Below are 26368 nucleotides of genomic sequence, written 5' to 3'. Positions count from 1 at the left end.
TTTCCCTGTAGACTCGGAGGGTTGCAAACGGGGTGTGGCGCAGCTTGGTAGCGCGCTTCGTTCGGGACGAAGAGGTCGCAGGTTCAAATCCTGTCACCCCGACCAGTGACACCGGAAGGCCGCCCCGAGGGGCGGCCTTCTCTGTATCGGCATGGCCACGAAAGGGAAGGCATGAGCCCTCTGCTCCCTCCTCCGCGGCGCTTCACGCGCGGCTGGGCGCTCGGTCTCGGCATCCCGTTCCTCACCGGCCTCGCTCTGCTGACGCTGACGCCCGAACGCATCGAGGAGTCGATGCCGAATCTGCTCGATACCGTGCTCGGCCTCGCTCACGGACTCGGTGCGGAGTCACTCGACTTCACGCGCCTCGAGATCCTCGCGAACGTCCTCGTGTTCGTACCGATCGGGATCCTCGCATTCCTGCTGCTCCCCCGCCGCGTCTGGCCCGTGGCGCTGCTGATCGGCCCGGCGATGTCGGTCACGATCGAGCTCGCGCAGCGTTTCGCGCTCCCCCACCGTGCCGCGACCGTCACCGACGTCGTCGCCAACTCCGCCGGCGCGACCGCCGGTGTGATCGTCGCCGTGCTGTGCACGCTCCTGTTCGCGCCGCGCGCGGCCCGGCATCCATCTCCTACCCTGGAGTCATCATGACAGCACCTGCCCTCGTCGCCTTCGACCTCGACGACACCCTCGCCCCCTCGAAGGGAGCGATCGACCCCCGCATCGCCGATCTGCTGCGCGCGCTGCTGCGCTCGGTCGAGGTGGCCATCATCTCGGGCGGCAACGAGACGCAGTTCCGCACCCAGGTGATCGCGCAGCTCGGCGACGCCGATGCCGATGACCTGTCCCGCCTGCACCTGCTGCCCACCTGCGGCACCCGCTATCTGCGCCACGACGGCGAGGGCTTCACACAGATCTACGCGCATGATCTGACCGACGCGCAGAAGAGCGCGGCGCTCACGGCCCTGCGCGAAGAGGCGGAGCGGCTGGGCCTGTGGGAAGCCGAGCCGTGGGGCGACATCCTCGAGGACCGCGGCTCGCAGATCACGTTCTCGGCGCTGGGTCAGCGTGCCCCCCGCGAGGCGAAGCACGCATGGGACCCCTCGGGTGCGAAGCGCGGTGCTCTGCGGGACGCCGTCGCCGCGCGGCTGCCCGAGCTCGAGGTGCGCTCCGGCGGCTCGACCTCGATCGACATCACCCAGGCCGGCATCGACAAGGCCTTCGGCATGCGCGAGCTGGCCGCGCGCACGGGAATCGCTCTCGAGTCGATGCTCTTCTACGGTGATCGTCTCGACGAGGGCGGCAACGACTACCCCGTGCTCGCGCTGGGGGTGCCCTCGGTGGCCGTCGAGGGCTGGGAAGACACCGCAGACAAGCTCGACGAGCTGCTCAAGACGCTCTGAGACGACCACGCTCTGACCACCACGCTCTGACCACCACGCTCTGACCACCACGCTCTGAGACGACACGAGCTGGACAGACGACGCCGCGGCCCACTCTCGTGCGAGCGGGCCGCGGCGTCGTCGGAGATCAGACCGTGCGGGCTTCTTCTGCCGCGCGCGACACGGGCACCAGGCGCGTGAGCTGCGTGACATGCCCCGGCTCGAGCTCGGCGAGCGAAGCGACGCCCAGCAGGCGCATCGTGCGCTCGATCTCGGTGCGCAGGATGGTGATCGTGCGGTCCACACCCTGACGACCGCCCGCCATGAGGCCGTAGAGGTACGCGCGTCCGATGAGCGTGAAGTCGGCGCCGAGCGCGACGGCTGCGACGATGTCGGCACCGTTCAGGATGCCGGTGTCGATCATGACGGTGAAGTCGTCGCCGACCGCGCGGCGCACCTCGGGCAGCAGGTGGAACGGGATCGGGGCCCGGTCGAGCTGACGACCGCCGTGGTTCGAGAGCACGATGCCATCGACGCCGGCGTCGCGCAGACGCACCGAGTCCTCGACGTTCTGCACTCCCTTGATCACGATCTTGCCGGGCCAGATGTCGCGGATGACGGCGAGGTCGTCGTAGCTGATCGTCGGATCCATCGCGGCATCCAGCAGCTCGCCGACCGTGCCTCCGGTGGTGCTCAGCGAGGCGAACTCGAGCTTCGGCGTCGTCAGGAAGTCGTACCACCACCACGGCCGCGGGATCGCGTTGATGATCGTGCCCAGCGTCAACTGCGGCGGGATGCTGAACCCGTTGCGCTTGTCGCGCAGACGCGCACCCGCGACGGGGGTGTCGACGGTGAACTGCAGGGTATCGAATCCGGCAGCGGCGGCACGGCGCGTGAGCTCGTAAGAGATCTCGCGATCACGCATCACATAGAGCTGGAACCAGTCGCGGCCGGGCGTGGTCGCCTTCGGCTCGCTCAGAGTCGCCTCGCGCACGCCCTCGATCGAGGTCGTGCCGAGCGTCGACAGGGTGAACGGGATGCCGGCGGCGGCTGCCGCACCCGCCCCCGCGATCTCGCCCTCGGTCTGCATCAGACGCGTGAAGCCGGTCGGCGCGATGCCGAAGGGCAGGGCAGAGGGTCCGCCGAGGATCTCGACGCTCGTGTCGACATCAGGCGCGGGGCGCAGGATGCCGGGGTGGAACTCCACATCCTGGAAAGCCTGCCGGGCGCGCGTCAGCGACAGCTCGCCCTCGGCGGCACCGTCGGTGTAGTCGAACGCGGCCTTGGGCGTGCGGCGCTTCGCGATCGACCGCAGATCGTCGATCGTGAGAGCGGCGTCGAGGCGGCGTTTGCGGCCGTTGAGCTCGGGCTTCTTGAACTTCATCAGCTCGAGGAGTTCGGCGGGGTTGGGAACCTGGCGCTGGACCATGGTGTTCCTCTCAGTCGTGATCGCGGGTCTGGCGATCGGAGTGGTCGTGGAGGTCGGAGTGGGCGTGATCGGAGTGCTCGGAGCGTGTGTCCCCGGCGCTGCCGCGGGTCAGGCCGGCGTCGGCGTAGTAGCCGGTGATATGCGCGTGCACGAGATCGCGGGCAGTGTCGGGGTCGGCGTCGTCGATCGCCGCGATCAGGGCATGGTGCTCGGCGCGCAGACGCGCGGCCATGGCCTGCCAGTCGGGGATCGCCGCGACGCCGGCCTGCACGTAGGACTCGATCGACGAGCGCAGCCCCGCCATCATGGCGGCGATCACGACGTTGCCGCTCGACTCCGCGAGGGAGAGGTGCAGCTGCGCGTCGAGGGCCAGGAACTCGGACGGCGTCAGGTCGACGGCATCCATCGCTCGGAGCAGCTGATGCGCGCGCTCGGTGTCGCGGTGCTCTGCGGACGCGATGGTGCTCACGACCGCCGCCTCGAGCACGAGCCGCGTCTGCATCACGTCGTCGAGCGGGAAGCCCTGTGCGGCCACCTGGAGGCGGAGCAGCTCAGACATGCCACCCGTCGGAGTGGCGATCACGATCGCGCCCGACTGCGGCCCCGAGCCCGTGGCGGTGCGGATGAGGCCCAGCACCTCGAGCACGCGGAACGCCTCGCGCACGCTCGAGCGCCCGACTCCGAGGGACGTGGCCAGATCGCGTTCGGAGGGAAGTCGATCACCCGGTCCGAGGCGACCCTCGAGGAGGTCGCGTTCGATGTGCTCGAGAACGAGGCGCCAGGCGCGCGCCGGCTGCTCGGTCATTCGGCCTCCTGTGGTCTGACCACACAGTAGCGCGTGTGGTCAGACCACGCAAGCGCGCCAGGTACGGCTCCCCCACGATGCGGCACGAGGCGCGGCGCGTGGGACGTGGAGGGATGCCGCGGGCGGTCAGCCCAGGCGGCCGCCGGACTCCTCGAGGTAGCACGTGCCGCAGAGCGACTCGTACGTGGTGAGCTCGGGCGCGGCCGATCCGCTCGCACCCTCGTCGATCGCGACCTGGTCACCGTCGAACACGAACCGACCGCCGATGACGCGACCGTTGAACACGGCCTTCCGCCCGCAGCGGCAGATCGTCTTGAGCTCCTCGAGCGAGTGCGCGATGGCCAGCAGCCGCGCCGAGCCCGGGAAGGCGTGGGTGCGGAAGTCGTTCCGGATGCCGTATGCCATCACCGGGATGCCGTCCTCGATCGCGATACGGAACAGATCATCCACCTGCTCAGGCGTCAGGAACTGCGCCTCGTCGATCAAGAGGCACGCGACATCCGTGGGCCCGCTGGGCAGAAGCTCCTGCTCGGCCGAGCGCCGCACACGCTCGCGGTGCGCGGCGAACAGGGCGCGGGCGTCGTCATCCGGAGCGATCAGGAAGTCCACGCCACGGGTGACTCCGAGCCGACTCGAGATCTCGGCGGCACCCTTGGTGTCGATCGCGGGCTTGGCCAGCAACACGTGCTGGCCCCGCTCCTCATAGTTGTACGCGGCCTGCAGCAGAGCGGTGGACTTGCCCGAATTCATCGCGCCGTAGCGGAAGTAGAGCTTCGCCACCGAGACCTCAGCGGTTGATGCCGAGCGTGGCGGCGGTCTGCGCCTTCGACTGCTCCGCGAGCGCGGGATCGACGTTCAGCTGCTGCCCGAACGTCGGGATCAGCTCGTGCAGCTCCGGCTCCCAGCGCGGGAAGTCCTCGGGGAAGCACTTCTTGAGCAGGCTGAGCATGATCGGCACCGCCGTCGATGCGCCGGGAGAGGCGCCGAGCAGTCCCGCGATCGACCCGTCGGCCGCCGAGACGACCTCGGTGCCGAACTGCAGCACGCCGCCCTTCTTTGGGTCCTTCTTCATCACCTGAGCGCGCTGACCGGCGTCGATGAGAGTCCAGTCCTCGTCCTCGGCCGTCGGCATGAACGTGCGGAGGCTGTCGACCTTCTTGGCGTGATTCTTCATCAGCTCGCCGACGAGGTACGTGATGAGGTCGGGGTTCTTCACCGCCACCTGCAGCATGGGGATCAGGTTGTGTGGACGCACCTGCGACACGATGTCGAACATCGAGCCCTGCTTCAGGAACTTGGGGCTGAACGTCGCGAACGGACCGAACATCAGCGACGCCTCGCCGCCGACGACGCGGGTGTCGAGGTGCGGAACCGACATCGGCGGCGCACCGACCGAGGCCTGCGAGTAGACCTTCGCCTGGTGCTGGGCGACGACCTTCGGGTTCGTGGTCTTGAGGAACTGTCCGCCGATCGGGAAGACGCCGTACCCCTTGATCTCGGGGATGCCGGAGCGCTGCAGCAGCTTGAGCGCCCATCCACCGGCGCCGACGAAGACGAACCGCGCCTTGACATCGTTGGGGGTGAGGCCGAGGCTGTTGCGGTACTTGACCAGCCAGGTGCCGTCCTTCTGCTTCTTCAGGCTGCGGACCTCGTGGTTGGTGCGCAGATCGACACCCGACGAGGTCAGGTGGTTGAAGAGCTGATGCGTCAGCGCACCGAAGTCGACATCGGTGCCCGCCGGCACGCGCGTGGCGGCGAAGGGTTCGCCCTTCAGGCGCTTCTGCATGAGCAGCGGGGCCCACTTGTTGATGACCCGGGAGTCCTCGCTGTACTCGATCCCCGCGAACAGCGGCTGCTTCTTCAGCACCTCGTAGCGATCACGGAGGTACGCGACGTCTTTCTCGCCGCGCACGAACGTCATGTGCGGGGTCGCGTTGATGAAGGTCGACGGCTCGTCGAGCACACCCTTCTCGACGAGCGACGACCAGAACTGACGGCTCTGCTGGAACTGCTCGTTGATCGAGACGGCCTTCGCCGGATCGAGCGGCCCGTCGCCCTGCGGCATGTAGTTGAGCTCGCAGAGGGCGGCGTGACCGGTGCCCGCATTGTTCCACGGGTTCGAACTCTCCTGGGCCACATCGGAGAGTCGCTCGAAGGCGACGATCTTCCAATCCGGCTGCAATTCGTGCAGCAGGGTACCCAGGGTGGCGCTCATGATGCCACCACCGATCAAGACGACATCGACGGTTTCGGTCACCAGAACAGTCTAGTTCGCGGGCACGCCACCCCGGACCATGTGGCGAGGTCTGATCAGACCGCGGCGACCAGACGCTCGGCGAGAATCTCGGCGATCTGCACGGCGTTGAGCGCGGCGCCCTTGCGCAGGTTGTCGTTGCTGATGAACAGCACGAGCCCCTTACCCTCGGGAGCGGACTGATCGGCGCGGATGCGGCCGACGAAGCTCGGGTCCTTGCCCGCGGCATTCAGGGGCGTGGGGACCTCGTCGAGCACGACACCGGGAGCCGCGCTCAGGACCTCACGTGCACGCTCGGGGGTGATGTCGCCCGAGAACTCGACGTTGATCGAGAGCGAATGCCCCGTGAACACCGGCACGCGCACGCACGTGCCCGCGACGCGGAGCCCCGGCAGTTCGAGGATCTTGCGGCTCTCGTTGCGGAGCTTCTTCTCTTCGTCAGTCTCATTGTCGCCGTCGTCGACGAGGTTGCCCGCGAACGGGATCACGTCGAAGGCGATCGGCGCGACGTACTTCTCGGGCTTCGGGAAGTCGATGGCCGAGCCGTCGTGCACGAGACGCAACGTGTCACCCTCGGCGAGCACGCCCTCGATCTGACCGAGCAGCTCCTGAGCCCCAGCGAGACCCGAACCCGAGACCGCCTGGTAGGTCGACACGATGAGACGCTCGAGGCCGGCCTCGGCATCCAGGGCCTTGAGCACCGGCATCGCCGCCATCGTGGTGCAGTTCGGGTTGGCGATGATGCCCTTCGGGCGCTCGTCAATCGCGTGCGGGTTGACCTCGCTGACGACCAGAGGGACCTCGGGGTCCATGCGCCAGGCGCTGGAGTTGTCGACCACGACCGCGCCGGCCTCGGCGAAGCGCGGGGCGTACGCGCGGCTGGCGGTGGCGCCCGCCGAGAAGAGGGCGACATCGATGCCGGCGGGATCGGCGGTCTCGACGTCTTCGACGACGATGTCCACTCCCCCGTAGGTGATGGACGTGCCGGCGGACCGCGACGACGAGAACAGGCGCAGCTCGCGGATCGGGAACGACCGCTCCGCGAGAATCTCGCGCATCACCGTGCCCACCTGGCCGGTGGCGCCGACGATGGCGACGGAGATTCCTGAATCGGAGATGCGGGTCATGATGTTCCTTGGCGTCGTGCAGTACTGCGTACGAGGCGGCAGGCGCGGCGTCGGGGTGCGGATGCCACGCCTGGCGCCGATGTCAGGGTGTGGGTGAGTCTACCGTGCCGTGAGGTCAGCGGCCGGTGCCGGCGTGGATGGTGGCCTCGACCTCGCCGTCGAGCCCGTACGCGGTGTGCACGGTGCGGGCGGCCGCGGCGAGGTCGTCGCCGCGCAGCACCACCGAGATGCGGATCTCGGACGTCGAGATCATCTCGATGTTGATGCCGCTGTCGGACAGCGCCTCGAACAGCGTCGCCGACACCCCGGAGTGGGTGCGCATGCCGGCGCCCACCACGGACAGCTTGCCGATCTGGTCGTCGTGCACGAGGTTCTGGAAGCCGACCTCGATCTGCTCGCCGGCCAGCGCCTTGAGGGCAGCCGCGGCATCCGCCTTCGGAACCGTGAACGAGATGTCGGTGCGTCCTGTCGCCGAGACGTTCTGCACGATCATGTCGACGTTGGCACCCGACTTCGCGACGATCTTGAAGATCTCCGCCGCCTTGCCCGGAACGTCGGGAACACCCGACACGGTGATCTTGGCCTGGCTGAAGTCGGTGGCGACGCCCGCGACGATCGGTTCTTCCATGACTGCTCCCTCGGCTTCGCGCGGGTTGTTCATACCCTCGCCCAGAACGTATGTGCCCTCGGACGACGAGAACGTCGAACGGGCGTGGATGAGGACGCCGTGACGGCGGGCGTACTCGACGGCGCGGATGTACAGCACCTTGGCGCCGTTGGCTGCGAGCTCGAGCATCTCCTCGCTGGAGACGTGATCGAGCTTCTGCGCCTTCGGGATCACGCGGGGATCGGCGGTGTAGATGCCGTCGACGTCGCTGTAGATCTCGCAGACATCCGCGTCGAGGGCTGCGGCCAGCGCCACCGCCGTCGTGTCGGAGCCGCCGCGGCCGAGCGTCGTGATGTCGCGGGTGTCGCGGTTGAAGCCCTGGAACCCGGCGACGATGACGATCGCGCCCTCGTCGAGCGCCTCGCGCAGGCGCACGGGCGTCACATCGACGATGCGTGCCGCGCCGTGCTGAGAATCGGTGATCATGCCCGCCTGGCTGCCCGTGAACGAGCGCGCCTCGAAGCCCATCGAGTGGATCGCCATCGCGAGGAGCGCCATCGAGATGCGCTCACCGCTGGACAGGAGCATGTCGAGCTCGCGGGGCGCGGGAATCGGCGCCACCTCGTTCGCGAGATCGAGAAGCTCGTCGGTCGTGTCGCCCATCGCGCTGACGGCCACCACCACGTCGTGACCGGCACGACGTGTGTCGACGATGCGCTTGGCGACGCGCTTGATGCTCTCTGCGTCGGCGACGGATGAGCCGCCGTACTTCTGCACGATGAGGGCCACGTTCACTCCCGGGGATGTCGGGCGGATCCGCCCTCGCTCATTCTACGATCGCCGGGTATGCCGTGTTGCGCATGTGTCGGGGGCGGGGGTGGGGGGGCGGTCGCGCTGTCTGGTTTCGCCGAGTGCACGGGGTCGCGTCGAGTGCACGGGAAGATCGCGCGCAGAAGCCGTGCACTCGGCAGCAGGCCGTGCACTCGGGGAAGGGGACGGGGGCGGCGCGCGGCGCGGGGCGGCGCGGGGCGCGGCGCGGGGCGGCGCGGGCGCGGCGCGGCGCGGCGCGGCGCGGGGCCGCGTCAGGGGGTGGGGCCGAGGGGGACGGATGCCGTCGGACGGAGGCGTCCGCCGGTGGCGGCGAACCAGCATCCGACGATGACGAGCGGGAAGCCCAGCAGGAGTCCGGGCGTGATCGGCTCGGACAGCACGATGGCACCCAGGACGATCGCCACGATCGGATTCACGTAGGTGAACAGCGGCGCGCGCACAGGGCCGACCTCGCGGATCAGCGCGAAGAACGCCAGGAACGCCACGGCGGTGCAGATGACGGCGAGAGCCAGGAGCGCGAGCGTGGACGGGACCGACGGCAGCTCGTTTTGGGTCAGCAGGCCGAACGGCAGGTAGAGGATGCCGATCATCAGCAGCGAGAGCGTGATGGTGCCGAGAGAGGGGACGTCGGTGAGCTTGCGCGCCACGATGAACGGCGCGATGGCGTACAGCACCGCGACGAGAAGCACCTCTCCCGCCGCGAGGAGGCTGACCTCGCCGCCGAAGAGCCCGGGGCCGGCGACCACGACGGCGACACCGGCGAATCCGACCAGGAGTCCGATCGCGCGGACCGGCCGGAGCACGCCGCGGTCGCCGCTTCCGAGGGCGATCAGCGCGGCGAAGAGGGGCACCGTGGCGACGAGCAGGCCCGTCATGCCGGAGGGCAGCGTGATCTCGGCGTGCCCCAGCAGCAGGAAGGGCCCCGCCATCTCGATCAGGCCGAAAACGAGGATCCACGGCCAGTGCTTCAGGGCTGCACGCAGCGCGCCGTTGCGCAACGCGAACGGCAACAGCAGAAGAGCCGCGATCAGCGTACGACCGGCCACGATGGCCGGCGGGGAAATCGTCTCGACGGCGATGCTGATGAACAGGTACGGCACGCCCCACAGCAGAGCCATCGCCCCGAAGAGCAGCCAACCGCGCCGGGAGAAGCCGGCCTGTGCGTTCACCTCAGCACCGCGGGACCAGGGCTGAGGCGCGCGGTCACAGGACGCGCCGCCCCTCGAACGCCCGCCCGAGGGTGACCTCGTCGGCGTACTCGAGGTCTCCGCCGACCGGGAGCCCGGACGCCAGGCGGGAGACCGTGATCTGCATGGTGGTGAGGAGACGGCTGAGATAGCTCGCGGTCGCCTCACCCTCGAGGTTGGGGTTGGTCGCCAGGATGACCTCTTGCACGGTGCCGTCGGCGAGACGCGTCATCAGCTGCGCGATGCGCAGGTTGTCGGGGCCGATGCCCGCGATCGGACTGATCACTCCGCCGAGCACGTGATACAGCCCGCGGAACTCTCGGGTGCGCTCGATCGCTGCGACGTCTTTGGCGTCTTCGACGACGCAGATCAGCTCAGCGTTGCGGCGGGGGTCGCGGCAGATCACACAGCGCTCCTGCTCGGCCACGTTGCCGCAGATCTCGCAGAAGCGCACGCGCTGGCGGATCTCGGACAGCAGCTCGGCCAGACGCGCCACGTCGAACGTGGGCGTCTGCAGGATGTGGAACGTGATGCGCTGGGCAGACTTCGGCCCGATGCCGGGGAGTCGACCGAACTCGTCGATCAGTTCCTGAACGATTCCGTCGTACATCAGGCGAACCTCGTCGGGGGCTCATAGGGCTCTTCGCGCACGAACGTCGCACCGAGCACCTGGCGGATCACTGCTTCTCCGTACCGCTGCACGCCGCCCGCGGTGGGGGCGCGCTCGCTCATCACCGGCGCGGACGCACGCGGCGCCGGGGCAGCCTGCGGTGCGGCGGCGCGAGGGGAGGTCTGGGCGGCCGGGGCTGCCTTCTCGGCCACGCTGGTCGTGGCGGCCGCGGCCGGGCGTCGGTCTGCTGCTGCTCCCCGCGGCCCGGACGAGCCGGCCGAACCACTCGGCGGCGCAGGCTCGTAGGCGGGATCGTACGGCGGCTCGTCGTCGAAGTCGGGAGCGTCGTCGTCACTCGGCAGCGGCGGCTCTGCGGTATCGACCGCGCCGTCGTGCGGAGGAACAGGTGCGGATGCTGCCGCCTCGACCTCTTCGGGTTCGTCGTCGACCGCGAGTGGCGCGCTGGGCGCAGGGGGTGCGTCCTCGCCCGCGGGAATCGTGGCGACCGCCCACTCCGTCACCGTGGGCGCGGACGCGGAAGGGCCCTGCGTCTGAGGACGAGCGGATGCGGCGGGCGCGGAGCGCTGGCTTGCGGTGTCGTTCGACGAGCCCTGACCGCGGGCCGGGGCACCAGTGGCCGCGCTGCGCGGGGATGAGTCCTTCGGAGCGGCTAAGTTCTTCGTCGGAGCCTCGGGGGCGCGGCCGGAACCGGCGGCGGGCAGCGGCGCGGGAAGGTACTTCACGCGCACCCCGAGCTCCTGTTCGATCGCCGTGCGGAGGTGGTCGGAGGTGCCGGAACCGGGCGTGGTGCCCTTGAACTTGCCGACGTCGTGCTGGCTGGCGAAGCCGAGGGTCAGCACCTCGGTCTCGGTGTCGTACGCGAGCGGCTGCACCGTGGTGACCACGAGCCACGACGTGCGGCTGATGTTCTCGAGACGCGTGAGGACGCTCGGCCATGCGGCGGTGAGTCGGGCGAACGTCACCGGCCCCGACGGCACCGGCGCCGGCGGGGTTGCCGGTTCGGCAGGCATTGCGGATTCGGAGGCGGCTGCGGGTTCAGAAACGAGTGCGGGCGTCGACTCTGCCGCGGGTGCCACTCCAGGGACAGCAGCCGGAGCCGCACCCGGGGCGGGCGCCGGTGCGGGCGCCGAAGGCATGCGCTCGGGGGCGGACATGGTGGGAACGCCGACCGGAGACGCGACGGCGCCCGGCACGGGAGCAGCCTCCGCTGCGGCCTTGGCGGCGGACAGCACGCGCGCCACCATGAGCTCCAGGTGCAGGCGGGGCGAGGTGGCACCCGACATGTCGTCGAGGGCGGCGCTGACGACGTCGGCCGTGCGCGAGAGCCGCGCGGCGCCGAACGCCTCGGCCTGCCCGCGCATGCGGTCGAGCTCGTCTTCGGCCACGCCCCGGAGCACGGCGGAGGCCCCGCTGCCGACCGCGGCGATCACGATCAGGTCGCGGAGGCGTTCGAGCAGGTCATCGACGAAGCGACGCGGGTCCTGCCCGGTCTGCACGACACGGTCGATCGCGGGGAAGGCAGCGGCGGCATCGGCGACGGCGAGCGCATCGACGATCTCGTCGAGCAGGGCTCCGTGGGTGTAGCCGAGGAGCGCGACCGCACGGGCGTACCCGACCGTGACGGTGGCCGAACCCGCGGGCGCGTCGGAGCCCGCGATCAGCTGGTCGAGCAGCGACAGTGTGTCTCGCGGGGAGCCGCCGCCGGCACGGACGACGAGCGGAAGCACGCCGCGCTCGACGACGACGCCCTCTTCGGTGCACAGCTTCTCGACGTACTCGAGCATCGCGGCCGGAGGCACCAGCCGGAACGGGTAGTGGTGCGTGCGGGACCGGATGGTGCCGAGGACCTTCTCGGGCTCGGTCGTCGCGAAGATGAACTTCACGTGCTCGGGAGGCTCTTCGACGAGCTTCAGCAGCGCGTTGAATCCCTGCGGCGTGACCATGTGGGCCTCGTCGAGGATGAAGATCTTGTACCGGTCGCGGCTGGGCGCGAAGGTCGCGCGCTCGCGCAGGTCTCGAGCGTCGTCGACACCGTTGTGGCTGGCGGCGTCGATCTCGACCACGTCGAGCGACCCTCCGCCGGCGCGAGCGAGCTCGACGCAGCTGGGGCAGGTGCCGCAGGGGACGTCGGTCGGCCCCTCGGCGCAGTTGAGGCAGCGGGCGAGGATGCGAGCAGAGGTGGTCTTGCCGCACCCGCGCGGACCGGAGAACAGATAGGCGTGGCCGACCCGGTCGCCGCGCAGCGCCGTCATGAGCGGATCGGTCACCTGGGACTGCCCGATCATCTCGCCGAACGTCTCGGGGCGGTAGCGGCGATAGAGGGCTGTGGTCACGAGTCCAGCCTACGGCGTGCCACCGACGTTCCGGCGGGGCCGGTCAGCTGACCGGCTCGATCACCGGAATCGCTGTGGTGATCACCGGAACCGAGGCCGACAGCCGCGTGCCGTCGTCGCGGATCGCGTCGGCGAACGGACGCAGCGACGGGCGCCCGGGGATCAGCGGACCCTGATCCGCCAGCGGAACCACCACGACCTCGTCGACCGTGGCGATGTAGGCCTCGTCCCGCACCGAGAACGGCACCGGTGCGCCGGAGCTCACCCGCACACGCAGCTCGTCGGCCGTGATCGTGACCTGCATCGCCGCCCCCTGCCACTGCAGCGGGAACGACAGCGACGGCCAGTCCGCGGGCAGACGCGGATCGAAGCTGAGCTCGCCCGCGTAGTCACGCATGCCGCCGAAGCCGCACACCAGAGCCGTCCAGACGCCACCGGCGGAGGCCACGTGCACGCCGTCCGCCGCGTTGTGGTGCAGGTCGTGCAGGTCGACGAACAGCGACTGCGTGAAGTACTCCAGCGCGAGGTCCTGGTAGCCGACCTCGGCCGCGAGGATCGACTGCACCACGGCAGACAGGGTGGAATCGCCGGTGGTCAGCGGGTCGTAGTAGTCGAAGTCCGCACGCTTCTCCTCGGGCGAGAAGTGGTTGCCCTGCAGGAACAGCGCCAGCACGACATCCGCCTGCTTGAGCACCTGGAACCGGTAGATCACCAGCGGGTGGAAGTGCAGCAGCAGCGGTCGCTGCGAGTCGGGCGTGTGCGCCAGATCCCACACCTCGCGCTCGAGGAACAGCGAGTCCTGCGGGTGGATGCCCAGCGACTCGCTGTAGGGGATGAACATGGCCTCGGCGGCCCGCTCCCAGGCCTCGGCCTCGCCGTCGCCGAGCCCCGTGCGCTCCACGAGCTGCGCGTAATCCTCGGGGTGGGTCTCGGCGATCTCGCGGACGATGCGTGCGGCGTAGCGCAGGTTGTAGCGCGCCATCACGTTCGTGTAGAGGTTGTCGTTCACCACCGTCGTGTACTCGTCGGGTCCGGTCACGCCGTGGATGTGGAAGGTCTGGATGCCGTCGCCGACCCCGACCTCCTCGACCAGGCGCGAGCTGCGCCAGAACCCGAGCGTCGCCCACAGGCGTGCGGTCTCGACCGCGACGTCCGCACCCTCGCGGCGCAGGAACTCCTCGTCGCCCGTGGCCCGCACGTACTTGCCCAGCGCGAAGCTCACGTCGGCGTTGATGTGGTACTGCGCGGTGCCGGCGGCGTAGTACGCCGATGCTTCTTCGCCGTTGATCGTGCGCCACGGGAACAATGCCCCGGCCTCGTTGAGCTGCGCCGCGCGGCGACGGGCCGCGGGGAGCATGTGCACGCGGGCCCGCAGGGCGTTGCGCGCCCACTGCGGTGACGTGTACGTGAGGAACGGGAGCACGTAGATCTCGGTGTCCCAGAAGTAGTGTCCGCTGTAGCCCGACCCCGACACGCCCTTGGCGGGAACACCGGTGCCGTCTGCCCGGGCGGACGCCTGTGCCAGCTGGAACAGGCACCAGCGCGTGGCCTGCTGCAGCTCGTCGCGCTCGCCGATCTGCACGTCGCTGCGCTCCCAGAACGCGCTGAGCCACGCCTCCTGGCGGCGGAACTGCGTCTCGATGCCCTCGACGGCCACGCGGTCGAGCGACCGGCGGCAGCGGTCGACCAGTTCGCGCGGGGGCACGCCGCGGGAGGTGTGGTAGCTGACGAGCTTCGTGATGCTGATGGGGACGCCGGCCTTCGCCTGCACCCGGAACACGTTCTTGGCGATGTCGGCCTCGACGAGAGCGCGGGCGCTGTAGTCGTTCTCGGTCTCGATGATGTGATCGGCGACGACGGCCACCGTCATCCCCGAGTCGGCGACCTGGTACGACAGTGCGGAGCGCAGGCCGTCCTGCCAGTGCTCCGCGGGCTCGAGCACACGGTCGGCGATCTTCTCGGCCTTGCGCGGATCGAACCCGCCGGCCTTCGCGGCGGCGGGAGTGCCGGCGTACACGCCAGCGCCGTCCTGGCGGTTGAGCAGCTGGCAGCTGATGGTGACGGGGGCGTCGGAGTTCTCGACGACCACTTCGAGACGGAGGATCGCGAGGTGGCGCTCCTCGAAGCTCACGATGCGCTCGTCGCGGATGCGCACGCGCTTGCCCGAGGGGGTCTCCCACACGACGATGCGCTCGAGGACACCGGTCTGCATGTCGAGCGTGCGGCGGTACTCGCGCACGTCGGCGACGTCGAACGACATCGGCTCGTCGTCGACGTACACGCGCATGACCTTTGCGTCGGGCGCGTTGACGATGGTCTGGCCGACCTCGGCGAAGCCGTAGGCCTGCTCGGCGTGGTGGATGGTCCAGGTCTCGTGCAGCCCGTTGATGAAGGTGCCGTGCTCATGCGCACCGCGGCCCTCGATGTGGTTGCCGCGCAGGCCGAGGTAGCCGTTGCCGATGGAGAACAGCGTCTCGCCGACGCCCTCCTCCGAGTAACGCGTCTCGATCAGACGCCACGGGTCGACGGGGAAACGGTCGCGGTCGATCACTTCGACTCCCTCTGGTCGCTCAGTACGTCGCATGCGGACTCCGTGGTGTCGTTCGAAAGGTGCGGGAGGAAGGAGGAGAGGTCGTCGACGACGACGGTGGCGCCGGCGGCGCGCAGCGCCTCGGGACCGGCGCCGCGGTCGACGCCGACCACGGTCGCGAACCCGGCGGCGGACGCCGAGGCGACTCCGGACGTGGCGTCCTCGAAGGCGATGCTGCGCGCCGGGTCGACGCCGAGGTCGATGCCGCCCTGGCGGAACATGTCGGCCGCGGGCTTGGAAGCCAGACCGTCACGCTCGGCGACGACGCCGTCGACCACGACGCGGAAGTACGAGCGCAGGCCGGCGGTGGCGAGCACCTCTTCGGCGTTCTTCGAGCTGGAGACCACGCCGAGCGGGATCCCCGCCGCATGCAGGCGCTCGACCACGGCGAGCGACCCGGGGTACGCGGCGATGCCCTCGGCGCGGAGGGCCGAGGAGAACGCCGCGTTCTTGCGGTTGCCGATGCCGCAGATCGTCTCGGCCTCGGGGGCGTCGTCGACATCGCCCCACGGGATCTCGACGTTGCGGCTGTGCAGCAGGCTGGCGACGCCGTCGTAGCGCTTCTTGCCGTCGACGTAGTCGAAGTAATCGGCGTCGGTGTATGCCGGGGTGAGTCCCCACTGCGCGAAGACCTCGTCGAACACGAGCTTCCAGGCGCGCATGTGCACCTCGGCGGTCGGCGTCAGCACGCCGTCGAGGTCGAAGAGCACGCCGTCCGTGGCGAGCAGATCGGGCAGGGTTTCGGGCACAGAAGCCTCCAGGAGAAGGGGCGAGGGGAGTTCGGCACCTCTCCGTGCCACTGTGCAACTGTAGTTGGCGATCGCGCTCGGCGGGAACCCCCGGGACCAGTGCGTGTCGACGGTGCGAGGGCGGCTCGGGTTCAGAGCAGTGCGGCGGTCTGCCGTGCGATCTGGAGCTCCTCGTTCGTCGGCACCACGAGCACCGTCACGCGCGAGTCGTCGGTCGAGATGCGACGGATGCCGCGCCCCCGCTCCTCGTTGCGCGCGTGGTCGATCCCGATGCCGGCGAAACCGAGCGTGGCCAGGGCTTCTGCGCGCACACGGGGAGCGTTCTCGCCCACACCGGCGGTGAACGAGATGACGTCGACGCCGCCGAGCTGCGCGATGTACGCGCCGGCGTAGGCGCGCAGCCGGTGCACGTACACGTCGAAGGCGAGCGTCGCCGCCTCCTCCCCCGCGTCGACGCCGGCGAGGATGTCTCGCATGTCGCTGCGACCGGCGAGCCCCTTCAATCCGCTGCGCGTGTTGAGCAGGGCGTCGAGGTCGTTGATCGAGAGGCCTGCGCGACGCGACAGGTGCAGGAGCGCTGCCGGGTCGAGGTCGCCCGAGCGCGTGCCCATCACGAGCCCCTCCAGCGGGGTGAGGCCCATCGAGGTCTCGACCGATCGCCCGCCGTCGATCGCTGTGACGGAGGCGCCGTTGCCCAGATGGAAGACCAACTGGCGGAGCGAGCCGAGATCGCGCTCGAGGAAGGCCGCGGCGGACTCGCTGACGAACTGGTGGCTCGTGCCGTGGAAGCCGTAGCGACGCACCCGATGCGCTCGGGCGAGTTCGGCGTCGATCGCGTAGGTGTACGCGGCCGCCGGAAGCGTCTGGTGGAACGCGGTGTCGAAGACCGCAACGTGGGGAACCCCGCGGAAGACCGACTTCGCGGCGAGGATCCCGGCGAGGTTCGCCGGGTTGTGCAGCGGCGCGAGCACCGAGAGCTCCTCGATCTGGCGCTCCACGTCGGCATCGATGGGCGTCGGGGCGTAGAAGCGCGCGCCGCCGTGCACGACGCGGTGTCCGACCGCGACGGGCGGATGCTGCTCGAGCGACGGACCGTGGGCGGCGAACTGCTCGAGCATGACCGCGAACGCCGCATGATGGTCGGGGATGTCGCGATCGTCGCTGTAGGTGGCATCGAGCATCGTGGGCGCGGCATCCGCCGCCCGCTCAGGACGAACGGTGTGTGCGGCTGTACTGCCGCCCTGACCGATCCGCTCGATGAGCCCCGATGCCAGCTCATGCTCGTCGTCGACATCGAGCAGGCTGTACTTCAGCGACGACGATCCGCTGTTGATGACGAGGATCGCGCTCATGCCGTCTCTCCCTGCGCCTGGATCGCGGTGATGGCGACCGTGTTCACGATGTCGTCGACGAGCGCCCCGCGGGACAGGTCGTTGATCGGCTTGTTGAGCCCCTGCAGCACCGGGCCGATGGCCACCGCACCTGCGGAGCGCTGCACGGCCTTGTAGGTGTTGTTGCCGGTGTTGAGATCCGGGAACACGAAGACCGTCGCCCGACCGGCCACCGCGGAGTCGGGCAGCTTCGCCTTGGCGACCGCGGCATCCGCTGCCGCGTCGTACTGGATCGGTCCCTCGACGAGCAGCTCCGGGGCGCGTTCACGCACGAGCGCCGTGGCCTCGCGCACCTTCTCGACGTCGGCGCCCGACCCGGATTCCCCCGTGGAGTACGACAGCATCGCCACGCGAGGCTCGATCCCGAACTGGGTCGCCGTGGCCGCCGACGACACCGCGATGTCGGCCAGCTGCACGCTCGTCGGATCCGGGATCACGGCGCAGTCGCCGTAGACGAGCACGCGGTCGGCGAGTGCCATCAGGAACACGCTGGAGACGACGTTCACGCCCGGCTTCGTCTTGATGATCTCGAACGACGGCCGGATCGTGTGCGCGGTGGTGTGGGCTGCACCCGAGACCATGCCGTCGGCGAGCCCCAGGTGCACCATCATGGTGCCGAAGTACGACACGTCGGTCACGGTGTCGGCCGCCTGCGCGAGCGTGATGCCCTTGTGGGCGCGCAGCCGGGCGTACTCGGCCGCGAATCGCTCCACCAACTCGGGGTCGGTGGGACTGATCACCTGCGCCGCCGAGATGTCGACGCCGAGCTCGGTCGCGCGTGCCCGCACCGCCGCTTCGTCGCCGAGGATCGTCAGGTCGGCGACCTCGCGTGCGATCAGCGTGGCTGCGGCGCGCAGGATGCGGTCGTCGTCGCCCTCCGGGAGCACGATGCGACGGCGGTCAGCGCGCGCCCGCTCGATCAGTCCGTACTCGAACATCAGCGGGGTGACCACCCGCGACTCCGCCAGGCCGAGCTGCGTTGTGAGTTCGGCGATGTCGACGTGCGTCTGGAACAGGCCCAGCGCGCGGTCGTACCGCGCGCGCGACTCGGGTGAGATGCGTCCGCGGGCACCCATCACCCGCACGGCGGTGTCGTAGGTGCCGAGGTCGGTCGCGATGATCGGCACCGTCGACGAGAAGCCGTCGAGCAGGCGCACGATGGGCTCGGGAAGAGGGAAGGGGCCGTTGAGGATGATGCCGGCCACACGCGGGAACGTGCCCGACGCATCGGCGAGCAGGGTCGCCAGCAGCACCTCGGTGCGGTCGGCGGGGATCACCACGACCGCCTCCTCGGTGAGCCGCGGCAGCACGTTCACCATCGACATGCCCGCCACGACGATCGACAGCGCCTCGCGGCCGAGCCGGTCGGCATCGCCCTTGATCAGGCGTCCGTCGACCGCTGTCAGGATGCCGCGGATCGACGGCGCCACCAGCATCCGATCCTCGGGCATCGCCCACACCGGTGTGTCTCTGTCGGGGCGCACCGCGCGCACCGACTCGACGATCTCGCCGAGCACTGTCGGGTCGGCCCGGTTGACGATCACGGCGAAGAGCTCCGCGCGCTCCTCGTCGAGCTCGGCGAGCGCGAGCGCGGCGATCTGGCCGACCGCCGACGGCACACGGGCCGTCGTGGTGCCGAGCTGCTCGGCCTGGCGCTGCTGGTCGCGGCCGCTGAGCACGAGCAGCACGGGCACGCCGAGGTTCGCCGCGATGCGGGCGTTGTAGCCGAGTTCGGCCGGGCTCGCGACGTCGGTGTAGTCGCTGCCGATGATCACCACGGCGTCGCACTGCGCCTCGACGGCCTTGAACCGGGCGACGATCGTCGACAGGGCCTGGTCGGGATCCGAGCGCACGTCGTCGTAGGTGACGCCGATGCAGTCCTCGTAGTCGAGATGCACGCCGTCGTGGGCGAGCAGGAGCTCGAGCACTTCGTCGCGTTCCGAGACCGACCGGGCGATCGGGCGGAAGACGCCGACGCGCGGACTCACGCGCATCAGAGCGTCGAGCACGCCGAGCGCGATCGTGGACTTGCCTGTATGGCCTTCGGCCGAGGTGATGTAGATGCTCCGTGCCACGCGTCCAGCTTAGGCGCACCTCACCGGGAGTCAGCAGGATGCGGAGAGCGCATCGACCACGGCGACGGCATCCGCCTCGTAGCGGGTGTAGTAGTCGCGGTCGGTGTTGATCTGTACGCGGTGGATGGCGTGCGAGCGCTCCAGCGTCGGCCAGTCGGGCGACCTCGCGAGGCGCGTGAAGAACAGCCCGGCCGAGATGGCGGGGTCCATCCGCTCCTCGATGCTCCCCCACCAGGACTGCTGCTGGAACAGCCCGATGCTGCTCGTGCGCGTGCCGTCCGGGTTGGTGACGCCGTTGGTCTCCCAGTCGCCGTAGTCGATGTTGTTCAGGCTGCTCTCGCCCATCGCGGTCATCACCCCGAGGATCTGCGCGTCACGCCCGAGTCCGAGAGCGGATGCCGCCTGCATGATCGTCGCGGCGTTCTCGAGCTGCTCGCCGCTCCACCCCGCGATGCCGGCGGCCGGGTAGGTGGCGGGGTCGGCCGCGCACACCACGACCGAATCATGCGCGAGGCTGAGCGCACGAGCACGGCGACGCCGACCACGCCGGCGACCACGGCGGTGGCGATGAGGGTGCGCCGCAGCATCCGTCGCCGTTTCAGCCGCAGAGCCGCCCGGGCGCGCGCCCCCGGCTTGCGGCGCGCTGGTGACTTCGTGCGGCGCTTCGACCCCTGCGGCCGGCGCCGCGTGGTCGACGACCGAGTGGTCATGACGAGGTGATCCGACGCCGGCCGGCGAAGGCCGCGAGGCCGCCGCCGATCGCGCCGAACAGATGGCCCTGCCACGAGATGCCCTCGCGCACGCCGACGACTCCGGCGAGCATGGATGCGCCGTAGAGCGAGATCACGATCACGGCCACCACGGCGTAGAGGATGCGGTGCGACACCCGACCCGGCGCGAAGACGCGCAGCACGACGTAGCCGAAGTACCCGAAGACCAGACCCGACGCTCCGACGGTGAGCGTGCCCGGAGCGTTCACCAGCCAGGTGCCGATGCCGCCGACCACCGCGATCATCGCGGTCACGGCCCAGAACCGACGCGCGCCCTCGACGGCGACCAGACAGCCCAGGACGAGGAACGGGACGGAGTTCGCGATCAGATGGGCCCAGCTGCTGTGCAGCAGCGGCGAGACGACGATTCCGGCGAGACCCGCCGGATCCCACGAGCGCAGCCCGAACCCCGAGAACGACCCGGGGAGCACGGCATCCGCCAGTTGGATGACCCACATGAGAGCGAGGAGGGCGACCGGGGCGAGGAAACGACCGAACGGCGTCGAGCGGCGGGATTCGGCGGGAGTGGTCACGTCACGATCCTCGCAGTGCCGCCCCGGAGGACGCTGAAAAAGAAAGTGACCCTCCGCGCACCCAGCAGAGCCCGGTTACCCTTGCTGCGTTTCCGCCCTGGGGGAATTGGCCTGGATGCCGCCACGCGGAGAGCCGTCACCCATCCTAACCGACGGTGCGGGATGGTTCGAATCGACCGCTCGCACGGACTCCGCCTTCAGGGGAAGCTGCCAGAGCCGCGCAGCCCCACGCAGGTTACGATCGAGTAACGCGCACGGATGCGCCACCGCGAGAGGGAACCATGCCAGAGAACTCCCCCCAGATCACCACCGAGCAGTTCGCCGCGCAGACCGCGGCGATCCTCGGGTCGGTCGGCCGAGTGATCGACGGGAAGCCCGACGCGGTGCGCAGCGCGCTGGTGTGCCTGCTCGCCGAAGGACACCTGCTCATCGAGGACGTCCCCGGCGTCGGCAAGACGATGCTGGCGCGGGCGCTCGCGGCCAGCGTCGACGCGACGGTCCGCCGCATCCAGTTCACGCCCGACCTGCTGCCCGGCGACATCACCGGCGTCTCGGTGTACAACCCCGTCGATCGGGAGTTCGAGTTCAAGCGCGGTGCGGTCTTCGCCCACATCGTGATCGCCGACGAGATCAACCGCTCCTCCCCGAAGACCCAGTCCGCACTGCTCGAGGCGATGGAGGAGGGGCAGGTCACCGTCGACGGCTCGACCCACATGCTGCCCGAGCCGTTCCTGGTGGTCGCCACGCAGAACCCGCTCGAGATGGAGGGCACCTACGCGCTGCCCGAGGCGCAGCGCGACCGCTTCATGATGCGCATCTCGATGGGATACCCGGATGCCGCGGCCGAGGCGCTCATGCTGCGCCAGCGCGACGTGGTCAACCCGCTCAGCGGAGTCACCCCGGTGGCGGACGCCGCCTCCATCTCCCGACTCATCGCCTGGGCGCGGTCCGTGCACGTCGCTCCCGCCCTCGAGGACTACACGGTCGCTCTCGCGCAGGCCACCCGCGCGGACCCGAACCTGCATTTGGGTGCGAGCCCGCGGGCCACGCTGCAGCTGATCCGCGCCGCCAAGGTGTGGGCGGCCCTCGACGGACGCGACTACGTGATCCCCGACGACGTCACCGCGCTGCTGATCCCGGTGTTCGCACATCGGCTGCTCCCCGCACGGGGTGCGCATCGCGCCGGCGCCCAGCCGATCGAGGCCGCGCTCACCCAGATCATCGAGCGGGTGCGCGTGCCCGTGGCCACCCGGTCCTGATCCGCCGACCATGCGACGACGTCGAGCTCTCACCGTCCGAGGCGCCGGTGCGCTGATCGCCGCGGTGGGCTGCGTGGTCGCCGCGAACCTGGTCGGCGCACCGGTGCTGATTTACATCGGTCTGCTCCTGGCTCTGCTCACGGCGTTCTCGCTTGTCGTGGTGCGGCTCCCCCGACGATCCGGCACGGTCTCGCGGCAGATCTCGACCGACCTGCTGACGGTCGCCGAGACCTCGCGGGTGACGCTGCGCTTCGCGCTGCGGTCGATCCGGATCCCGCACGGGCTCTGGCACGACGTGCTGCCCGACGCCGTGACCGGTGACTCGAGCGGGGAGTATCCGCCCGAGTCGGGCCAGCTGAGCTACCTGATCACGGGTGTGCGGCGGGGGGTCTGGCCCATCGGTCCGCTGATGCTCCGCACCGTCGACCCGTTCGGACTCGCGCAAAGGGAGCAGGCGTTCGGCGAGCAGCGCACGGTCACCGTGGTGCCCGAGGTGTTCGCGCTCTCGGCGTTGACCGTCAAGCTCGGCGCGGCCGGCGGCACCGCGCACACCTCGTCGACCCGGCTCGGCCAGGGCAGCGACAACCTCTCCCCGCGCCGGTACGTCTCGGGCGACTCGATGCGCCGCATCCACTGGCGAGCCACCGCGCACCGCGGTCAACTCATGGTGCGTCAGGAGGAAGAGGAATCCAGTCCCGACGCCCTCGTCGTGCTCGACCGCGGCATCGCGCGGTGGGGCGACACCGGAGACGCCGAGGATCCCGGGTTCGAGGCCGCCGTCTCGTTGTGCGCGTCGACGGCGATCCACCTCGCCGACGAGGGCTACGGTGTCGACGTGATCGACAGCGCCGGCGTGCTCCTGGGAGCGCTCCGCGGCCGCGAGGACGACCGCGACGGACTGCTGGTCGCCCTCGCGATGGCAGCGCCGCGCGGCGAGGCGCGTGACCTCGCGACGCTGGTCGGCGGCACGCCGCCCGGACCACTGATCTACATCACCGGACGCATCGACGAAGAGGACGCCGCGCTGCTGCGCCCCTCGGGCGCCGCCTCCCCGATGCTGTTCGCCACCGAACCGCTCGCCGGGGCGGCCGCGGCCGCACAGCGCCAGGGATGGTCGGTCACCACTCTCGGCGACGACATCGCCGAGGCGTGGGAGGACGCGCTTCCCGAGCGCACCGTCGGAGCCAGCGATGTTCCGCGCTGAGCGGGGGCGGGCGCCGCGCACGCTCGCACGCCCCGCACGTATCCCCTGGCATCGGGAGCGCGAGGAGCCGGATGCCGTGATCGCGCCGGCCATGCTCGCGCTCGTCGCCGGGCTCGTCGCGATGTGGCCGTACACTTCGGTGATCGCGCCGGGCGCCTGGTCGTTCGTCGTGATCGCGGTGATCATCGCCACCGCCGCGACCGGTCTGCTGATGCGTCTGGCCCTCCGTCGGCGCCGAGCCTGGATCCGCGAGATCGTCACGTTCGTGGTGCAGCTGGCCGTCGCGGTGGCCGCGGTGACCCAGCTCGTCGCCGGCGACACCGCGTTCCTCGGCCTGTTCCCGACCTCGACCACCGTGTCGGTGTTCAGCACGCTCGCCGTCTCGGCCGGGGAGCAGATCGCGCTCGGCTCGGCGCCGCTGGCCGCGTCGACGGCGCTCGCCGCCGCACTCGGGCTCGGCTTCGCGCTGGTCGCGCTGCTGATCGATCAGCTCATCGCCGCGCGCTCCGCCGTCCTGACGACAGTGCTCGTCGGGGTGGTGGGCGCGATCCCGATGATCGCCACCCTGGGCGACACGCACGTGGTGTGGTTCGTCGCGTTCGGTGTGCTCGCCGTCATCCTCTTCCGCTACACCGCGCAGCGGCATTCGCTGGCTCCGCGCCGGTCATCGGTGGCACTCGCGGCGGGCGTGGCGGTGGCAGCCCTCGCGGCCACCGTCGTCGTCGCGCCCGCGCTGCCCGTCGCCACCGGCCTCGCCGGGACCGGAGTGGGCACCACGGTCGACGCCTCGCTGCGCCTGGGTGACGATCTGCGCCAACCCAACCCGGTCGAAGTGCTGACCGTCGCGACCGAGAGCGAGGTCGCGCCGTACCTGCGCCTGACCACCCTGTCGCAGTTCAACGGTCGCGTGTGGCAGCCCGACCGCGGCGACCTGAACCGGCAGAGCGACGGCTTCGGCGCACCGGACTGGACCCCCGAGATCACCACCGAGGAGCAGAGCACCTCCATCCGGGTGCTGCGCATGTCGAGCTCGTGGCTGCCGGTGCCGTACCCCGCCACCCGCGTGCAGGGCGTGTCGGGCGCCTGGCGGGTCCTGCCCGAGAACCGCACTCTCGTGTCGCGCAACGAGGATGCCGCGGGCAACGACTACACCGTCACCGCGACCAGCGTGGCTCCGACGCTCGAGCAGATCCGCGGCCTCGACGCCGCGTCGGCCGAGATCGACCCCGACGTGCGCGATCTTCCCGATGTGATCGGAGACCTCGCGACCGAGGTGACCGCCGAGGAGTCCACCGACTACGACCGGCTCGTGGCGCTGCAGAGCTGGTTCCGCTCCTCGTTCTCCTACTCGCTCGAGACTCCGGTGGACGAAGGGTTCGACGGCACCGGGGCTGACGCGGTCGCGCGCTTCCTCGATGTGCGATCGGGCTACTGCGTGCACTTCGCCGGCGCCTTCGCCCTGATGGCGCAGAGCCTCGACATGCAGACCCGCATCGTGGTCGGCTACCTCCCCGGTGCGCTGACGACCGAGAGGCGCGGCGACGAATCGATCTTCTCGGTCACCAGCGACCAGCTGCACTCCTGGCCCGAGGTGCTGTTCCCCGGCGTCGGCTGGGTGCCGTTCGAGCCCACCGCCTCGCTGGGAGTGCCGACCGCGTTCGCGCAGGCGACGACCACGCCCGGCGGCGGCGACAGCGGCCCCTCAGACCCGGCTCCCTCCGTGGCCCCGCAGGCCGAGCAGACGACCAACCCCGAGCTGGACCGAGGAGACGCAGGCGACAACAGCTCCACAGCCGGCGAGCTGCGCCAGCTGGATCCCGCCCCCATCGTCTGGACGGTCGCCGGCATCCTCGCCCTGCTGCTGATCCCCGCGGCGATCCGACGCATCGAGCGCGAGCTGCGGCTGCGGCGAGCGCGGACCGGCGATGCGGCCGCCGCCTGGGCCGAGCTGCGCGACACCCTGATCGACCTGCAGCTGCCCGTCTCAGACGCCGACACACCCCGGGTGCGCGGTGCGACGCTCACCCAGCAGTACGGGGTCGACGACGACGCGGTGAGAGTGCTCGTCTCGGCGATCGAACGGGCGAACTACGCGCGCACGGGGACGGTCGACGACGATCTCTCGGGGGCGCTGCGCGCCGTGATCGGAGGGATGCTGCGCCGCAGCGACCGTCTCACCCAGGCGCAGGCGCTGCTGGTGCCGCGCTCGCTGTTCGTGGTGCGCGGGCGCAGCGCTGCGGCGCTGGGCTGAGCTGAGCTGAGCTGAGCTGAGCTAAGCTGAGCTGAGCTGAGCTGCGCTGTCAGCTCACGCCGCTGCGTGGGCGGGGCAGGCGACGCTCTCGCAGTCTGCGCACACCACCGACTGCACGCGACACGCGAGATCGGGGCAGTTCGCGGTGCGCTTGGTCGGGGTGCCGCATCCGACGCAGTGTCCGACCACTGCGGCATGGTCGGAGAAGTCGATCGACCCGCGCTTGTCGAACACGTACAGCGATCCCTCCCAGAGTCCGTCGTCACCGTACTGCTCGCCGTAGCGGACGATGCCCCCCTCGAGCTGGTACACCTCGCCGAAGCCGCGAGCCGTCATCAGACTCGACAGCACCTCGCAGCGGATGCCGCCGGTGCAGTAGGTCACGACCGGCTTGCCCTTCAGATCGTCGTACTCGCCCGAGTCGAGCAGTCGCACGAAGTCGCGGGTGGTCTCGGTGTCGGGCACCACCGCGTCGCGGAAGCGGCCGATCTGCGCCTCGAGCGCGTTGCGCCCGTCGAAGAACACCACGTCGTCGCCCCGCTCCTGCACGAGCTCATGCAGTTGCTCGGGCGTGAGCCGGGTACCCCCGCCGACCACGCCGTTCTCGTCGACGCGCAGCTCGCCGGGCGCCCCGAATGACACGATCTCGTCGCGGACCTTCACGCTCAGCTTGGGGAAGTCGAGGCTGCGGCCCTCGGCGTCGAGGCCGGTCCCCTCGCTCCACTTGACGTCGGCGTTCGCGAACGGCGGGTACGAGCGGAACGACCGCAGCCACTTCTTCACGGCGCGCACGTCGCCGCCGAGCGTGCCGTTGATTCCGTCCTTCGACAGCAGGATCCGGCCACGGAGGCCCAGCGCCTCGCCCAGGTCGCGCTGCCACAGGCGGATCGCCTCGGGGTCGGCGAGCGGAGCGAAGGCGTAGAAGAGCACGATCTTGGGGGTTGCCACCCAGGGATCTTACGT

At 70.1% G+C, this 26368-nt stretch carries 21 protein-coding genes, 1 tRNA gene and 1 other RNA gene; 6 read left to right on the top strand and 17 right to left on the bottom strand.

All coding sequences use genetic code 11. The annotated features are described in order from the left end of the window. The first annotated feature begins 28 nt into the window (after positions 1-28). The 3 genes from AC2D10_RS16150 (at position 29) to AC2D10_RS16140 (ending at position 1400) form a co-directional block, all read left to right on the top strand. A tRNA-Pro gene (locus AC2D10_RS16150) sits at positions 29-105 on the top strand. A 66-nt stretch (positions 106-171) separates the two neighbouring features. Next, a complete protein-coding gene (locus AC2D10_RS16145; RefSeq protein WP_484709113.1) occupies positions 172-648 on the top strand; it encodes a VanZ family protein in 477 nt (158 codons plus the stop codon). Next, on the top strand, positions 645-1400 hold the full coding sequence (locus AC2D10_RS16140; RefSeq protein WP_484709112.1) for an HAD-IIB family hydrolase: 756 nt from the start codon (positions 645-647) through the stop codon (positions 1398-1400). Before AC2D10_RS16145 ends, AC2D10_RS16140 begins: the two co-directional genes overlap by 4 nt. A gap of 127 nt (positions 1401-1527) precedes the next feature. On the opposite strand, the gene AC2D10_RS16135 is transcribed toward AC2D10_RS16140, so the two are convergent. From AC2D10_RS16135 to ffs, 16 genes are all read right to left on the bottom strand, one after another. Beyond that, positions 1528-2808, bottom strand: a complete 1281-nt coding sequence (locus tag AC2D10_RS16135) for an alpha-hydroxy acid oxidase (RefSeq protein WP_484709111.1) — start codon at positions 2806-2808, stop codon at positions 1528-1530. Positions 2809-2818: 10 nt separating this feature from the next. Then, positions 2819-3613, bottom strand: coding sequence for a FadR/GntR family transcriptional regulator (locus tag AC2D10_RS16130; protein WP_484709110.1), 795 nt, complete (start codon positions 3611-3613; stop codon positions 2819-2821). 126 nt (positions 3614-3739) lie between these two features. Beyond that, on the bottom strand, positions 3740-4393 hold the full coding sequence (locus AC2D10_RS16125) for a thymidine kinase (RefSeq protein WP_484709109.1): 654 nt from the start codon (positions 4391-4393) through the stop codon (positions 3740-3742). A 7-nt stretch (positions 4394-4400) separates the two neighbouring features. Next, a complete protein-coding gene (locus tag AC2D10_RS16120) occupies positions 4401-5870 on the bottom strand; it encodes a malate:quinone oxidoreductase (protein WP_484709107.1) in 1470 nt (489 codons plus the stop codon). Between the two features lie 53 nt (positions 5871-5923). Beyond that, positions 5924-6994, bottom strand: a complete 1071-nt coding sequence (locus AC2D10_RS16115) for an aspartate-semialdehyde dehydrogenase (RefSeq protein WP_484709106.1) — start codon at positions 6992-6994, stop codon at positions 5924-5926. A gap of 115 nt (positions 6995-7109) precedes the next feature. After that, entirely contained in the window at positions 7110-8390 is a 1281-nt protein-coding gene (locus AC2D10_RS16110; RefSeq protein WP_484709105.1) for an aspartate kinase, read from the bottom strand. 293 nt (positions 8391-8683) lie between these two features. Next, entirely contained in the window at positions 8684-9601 is a 918-nt protein-coding gene (locus tag AC2D10_RS16105) for a DMT family transporter (protein WP_484709104.1), read from the bottom strand. Between the two features lie 34 nt (positions 9602-9635). Next, complete coding sequence (gene recR, locus AC2D10_RS16100; protein WP_484709102.1) at positions 9636-10229, bottom strand: recombination mediator RecR; 594 nt, start codon at positions 10227-10229, stop codon at positions 9636-9638. Continuing rightward, positions 10229-12583, bottom strand: a complete 2355-nt coding sequence (locus AC2D10_RS16095) for a DNA polymerase III subunit gamma and tau (protein WP_484709101.1) — start codon at positions 12581-12583, stop codon at positions 10229-10231. Before AC2D10_RS16095 ends, recR begins: the two co-directional genes overlap by 1 nt. 43 nt (positions 12584-12626) lie before the next feature. Then, positions 12627-15134, bottom strand: coding sequence for a glycoside hydrolase family 65 protein (locus AC2D10_RS16090; RefSeq protein ID WP_484709100.1), 2508 nt, complete (start codon positions 15132-15134; stop codon positions 12627-12629). Continuing rightward, positions 15131-15922, bottom strand: coding sequence for an HAD family hydrolase (locus tag AC2D10_RS16085; RefSeq protein ID WP_484709099.1), 792 nt, complete (start codon positions 15920-15922; stop codon positions 15131-15133). Before AC2D10_RS16085 ends, AC2D10_RS16090 begins: the two co-directional genes overlap by 4 nt. Before the next feature lie 131 nt (positions 15923-16053). Beyond that, a complete protein-coding gene (locus AC2D10_RS16080; RefSeq protein WP_484709097.1) occupies positions 16054-17274 on the bottom strand; it encodes an acetate/propionate family kinase in 1221 nt (406 codons plus the stop codon). Continuing rightward, complete coding sequence (gene pta, locus AC2D10_RS16075; protein WP_484709096.1) at positions 17271-19388, bottom strand: phosphate acetyltransferase; 2118 nt, start codon at positions 19386-19388, stop codon at positions 17271-17273. The genes AC2D10_RS16080 and pta overlap by 4 nt, the downstream gene beginning before the upstream one ends. Positions 19389-19418: 30 nt before the next feature. Next, complete coding sequence (locus AC2D10_RS16070; protein WP_484709094.1) at positions 19419-19883, bottom strand: hypothetical protein; 465 nt, start codon at positions 19881-19883, stop codon at positions 19419-19421. A gap of 211 nt (positions 19884-20094) precedes the next feature. Next, positions 20095-20691: a rhomboid family intramembrane serine protease gene (locus tag AC2D10_RS16065; protein WP_484709093.1), complete on the bottom strand. Its 597-nt coding sequence runs from the start codon at positions 20689-20691 to the stop codon at positions 20095-20097. A gap of 41 nt (positions 20692-20732) precedes the next feature. Beyond that, positions 20733-20829: signal recognition particle sRNA small type (gene ffs / locus AC2D10_RS16060), an RNA gene on the bottom strand. A 143-nt stretch (positions 20830-20972) separates the two neighbouring features. On the opposite strand from ffs, the gene AC2D10_RS16055 reads away from it, so the two are divergent. The 3 genes from AC2D10_RS16055 to AC2D10_RS16045 are packed head-to-tail and all read left to right on the top strand — an operon-like array spanning position 20973 to position 25405. Then, complete coding sequence (locus tag AC2D10_RS16055; protein ID WP_484709092.1) at positions 20973-21950, top strand: AAA family ATPase; 978 nt, start codon at positions 20973-20975, stop codon at positions 21948-21950. A 10-nt stretch (positions 21951-21960) separates the two neighbouring features. After that, a complete protein-coding gene (locus AC2D10_RS16050; protein ID WP_484709091.1) occupies positions 21961-23154 on the top strand; it encodes a DUF58 domain-containing protein in 1194 nt (397 codons plus the stop codon). After that, positions 23141-25405 carry a transglutaminase TgpA family protein gene (locus AC2D10_RS16045; protein ID WP_484709090.1) on the top strand — a complete coding sequence of 755 codons (2265 nt, stop codon included), beginning with the start codon at positions 23141-23143 and terminating at the stop codon, positions 25403-25405. Before AC2D10_RS16050 ends, AC2D10_RS16045 begins: the two co-directional genes overlap by 14 nt. A gap of 54 nt (positions 25406-25459) precedes the next feature. Here the strand turns inward: AC2D10_RS16045 and trhO are convergent, their stop codons facing one another. Next, positions 25460-26353 carry an oxygen-dependent tRNA uridine(34) hydroxylase TrhO gene (gene trhO, locus AC2D10_RS16040; RefSeq protein ID WP_484709088.1) on the bottom strand — a complete coding sequence of 298 codons (894 nt, stop codon included), beginning with the start codon at positions 26351-26353 and terminating at the stop codon, positions 25460-25462. Between the last annotated feature and the right edge of the window lie 15 nt (positions 26354-26368).

The organism is Microbacterium sp. PI-SA-G (assembly GCF_057215335.1).
This window is presented reverse-complemented; position numbering and strand designations above follow the sequence as displayed.